The sequence below is a fragment of the Blautia sp. HA3515 genome (assembly GCF_059933065.1).
On sequence record NZ_JAYFUY010000054.1, the window covers coordinates 1 to 2,943 of the forward strand.

The window sequence follows — 2,943 nt, forward strand, 5'->3', positions numbered from 1 at the left end:
GCGGAAGAGCTTGGAATCTCCGTTCAGATCATTGGAAGCTTTCCGCAGCATCCTGCTTATAGGCTGCTGGCAGACAGAGCGATTCGTGAATGTGTGACAAACTGTGCCAAACATGCCCATGGCAGTATCGTTTTTGTGAAAATAGATAAATGTGCAGATGAATACAACATTCAGATCACCAATGATGGAGATGTGCCTGAACAAAATGCAGAAGAAGGCGGTGGCTTGTCAGCACTGAGAAAAGCGGTTGAATCAGAGAAATGTATAATGCAGATTTCTTTCGCCCCTGAGTTTTGCCTGGTATTGAAAATGCCTCTGACAGAAAGGATGAGATTCGATGGTACGGGTACTGATAGTAGAAGATCAGAAGATCATGCAGAAGTATTTTGAATATATGCTTATGCAGGATTCGGAATTACGACATGTCCAGACAATTTCGGATGCCCGTGAAGCTGTAAAGATCTGTGGTTATTCGGCAATAGATCTTGTGCTTATGGATGTGCAGACATTTCATAATCATGATGGATTAAGTGCCGGCAAAATGATCAGGGAAAAGTATCCACATACAAAGGTTTTGATTGTTACTTCCCTGATTGATCCCAAAGTACTGGAAAGAGCCAAAAGCGGATGTGCAGACAGCCTCTGGTATAAGGATCATGGTGAAGAGGAAATACGGAATGTGATTTACAGAACTTTAAATGGTGAGCGTGTATTTCCGGATGTAACGCCGAAGGTGGAACTTAACTGGATCACAAGTGGAGATATCAGCCCAAGACAGCTGGAGATGCTGCGCCTGTATATTCATGGAATGTCATATTCAGAGATTGCCAGGAAAATGGAATGTTCCACCTCTGGGGTAAGATGGAATTTTCAGGAAATGATTGCCAAGGCAGGATATAGCTGTAAAGAAGACCTGATAGCAGCTGCACTGGAAAGTAAATTGATTGTGACTACACTAAAATAGAAAATCCGTAACTGTGAGGATACAGAACAGTTATGAAAACACACAGAATGTAGAAACATATTCTGACAGGAAGGAGATATGAGCATGAAAAAATTTTCTGTTGTTGTATGTGTTTGCGCAGCACTGCTTTCTTTTGGTATTTATGGAAAATGTGTGAGAGAAGTGTCTGCCCAAATACCTGGGGCAGAAGAGAATCTGGCAATTTTAAGGGATATCATCAGGGAAAATGAATGTCAGGTGGGAATGGCATTTCTTGGATATGCCTATGAAACTGCAGAAGCGTCAGATATACTTGAATATACTAAAATGGAAGAAGTGGCAGCGGCTTATCCTTTCTTACAGGAGGGGACAGTTGTTGATGCAGGGGGATATGAAATTTATGCTATTGTTCCGGGATGTGATTGTAAGATCAGTGTTTATCCGACTCAGATTACGGAAGATGGGGAATATCTGGATGACCTGAACGCCCCATATTATATAGGGCAGGAGGACGAAATCATTATACTGCGATGCAATATGAGTGAGATCCATTCCAATGTGATGGTTTCAGTGCAGAAGCAGAATATGAGTGTGCAATACCATCCTATGGTATCACTAAAGGATGGACATCTTGCAGCGGAAGCCTACTGTTATGATTTTTCCATATATCATGATTGGGAGGAGTATTACTCGGAGGATGATTCATCATTGGATATAAATATTGCCCGGGAAGTGCTTTCACAAACTGACGAGGTGCGTTACTATCTGGGGCTTGGTATGTCATTGTGGTATACAGGTACAGAGGAATACCTTGAAGGAAGAAATTGTCCGGTATTTGTACTTGGAACAGATCATGAGGATCATTTTACAAAAGAAAATTATTATGCAGTAGGAGACAATGTGGTTTATTACTATGATGCGATAGGCGACGCATGGCTTCTGCTGGGAGCAGGCTGATAAAGGTATTTCCCAGAGGCAGACAGAAGATTCACCAATATATCATTGCATTTGATTAATCAGAGAAAGAGGAAACAGACATGAGTGATTGTTTGACAGAAAAAAATAAAAAAGCAGGAGTTCTGGGGAAAGTAAAATGGGTTCTTTGTGGCTTATGTATACTTTTGTCCCTGGGTGCTATTGGTGCCTCAGAAAAGTATATTGGTGAAAGAAGATTAGGAATGGCAGCAACAGAGATCTTACTGGGATTGTTGCTTCTGTATCCTACTTTCAGGGAAATTCAGAAAATACGAAAGAAGAAACAAGCCAGTGAAATTGCCTGCTGGTTTGAATCTTATGCTCAGAGTACGCTCTCATTTGAAAAGTATGAGAAGGAGATGGGAAAAGGTGCAGTAAAAAAACTGGAAAAATATATTGCCAGAGGATATATTCGGAATATCCAGATAGACAGAGAAGGAGATTATATATTGATTACTGCACCAAACCGACGTGTGAATGAGAAGATTTATATTACAGTTACCTGTTCCAGCTGCGGCGCGAAGAATCAGGTCATAAAAGGCCGTCTGAGCAATTGTGAATACTGCGGACAGCGCCTTACCCCATGACATAAGGTTTGAAAAGGGAGTAAAAGACTGTGTAGCTTACAGACATGTCACCTGTCGGCGACATCATTTAGTACAGTTATTTGCAGAACGCTGTACTATGAAAGATTTGGAAAGGAGAATAGATGTGAGAAGATTAAAAAGAATAATGCTTACGGCTGTATTTTTGTGTATGTTTCTTTTGTGTGCATGTGGAGAGAAGGAATCCAAAGAAGAGGCTGCACCCACAGAGGCACCTGCACCCACAGAGACACCAGCCCCCACAAAAGCACCGGAACCGACAGTGACGCCAGAACCAACGGCCACACCGGCACCGACAGCCACACCTACACCGATTCCAGAGTATAAAGAGTATGATTATGCAGAAGGAAATCTTACGATTACTCTGCCCTATGAAGCGGAAGAACCAATAGAGCAGGACGGCCAACTGGAATTTACAGA

General features: G+C 42.0%; 5 protein-coding genes. All 5 read left to right on the top strand.

Going from position 1 to position 2,943, the window contains the following annotated elements:
• Window positions 1–390: sensor histidine kinase (locus R1Y93_RS03855; protein WP_500821691.1), on the top strand; the 390-nt coding region annotated here is incomplete at its 5' end.
• Window positions 338–964, top strand: a complete 627-nt coding sequence (locus tag R1Y93_RS03860; RefSeq protein WP_500821692.1) for a DNA-binding response regulator — start codon at window positions 338–340, stop codon at window positions 962–964. The genes R1Y93_RS03855 and R1Y93_RS03860, both read left to right, overlap by 53 nt.
• Before the next feature lie 84 nt (window positions 965–1,048).
• The gene (locus R1Y93_RS03865) at window positions 1,049–1,900 is read left to right on the top strand and encodes a hypothetical protein (RefSeq protein ID WP_500821693.1); all 852 of its coding nucleotides are present in this window, start codon (window positions 1,049–1,051) and stop codon (window positions 1,898–1,900) included.
• 80 nt (window positions 1,901–1,980) lie between these two features.
• The gene (locus R1Y93_RS03870) at window positions 1,981–2,505 is read left to right on the top strand and encodes a hypothetical protein (RefSeq protein WP_500821694.1); all 525 of its coding nucleotides are present in this window, start codon (window positions 1,981–1,983) and stop codon (window positions 2,503–2,505) included.
• A gap of 124 nt (window positions 2,506–2,629) precedes the next feature.
• A partial coding sequence (locus R1Y93_RS03875; protein ID WP_500821695.1) for a hypothetical protein occupies window positions 2,630–2,943 on the top strand: 314 nt, incomplete at its 3' end.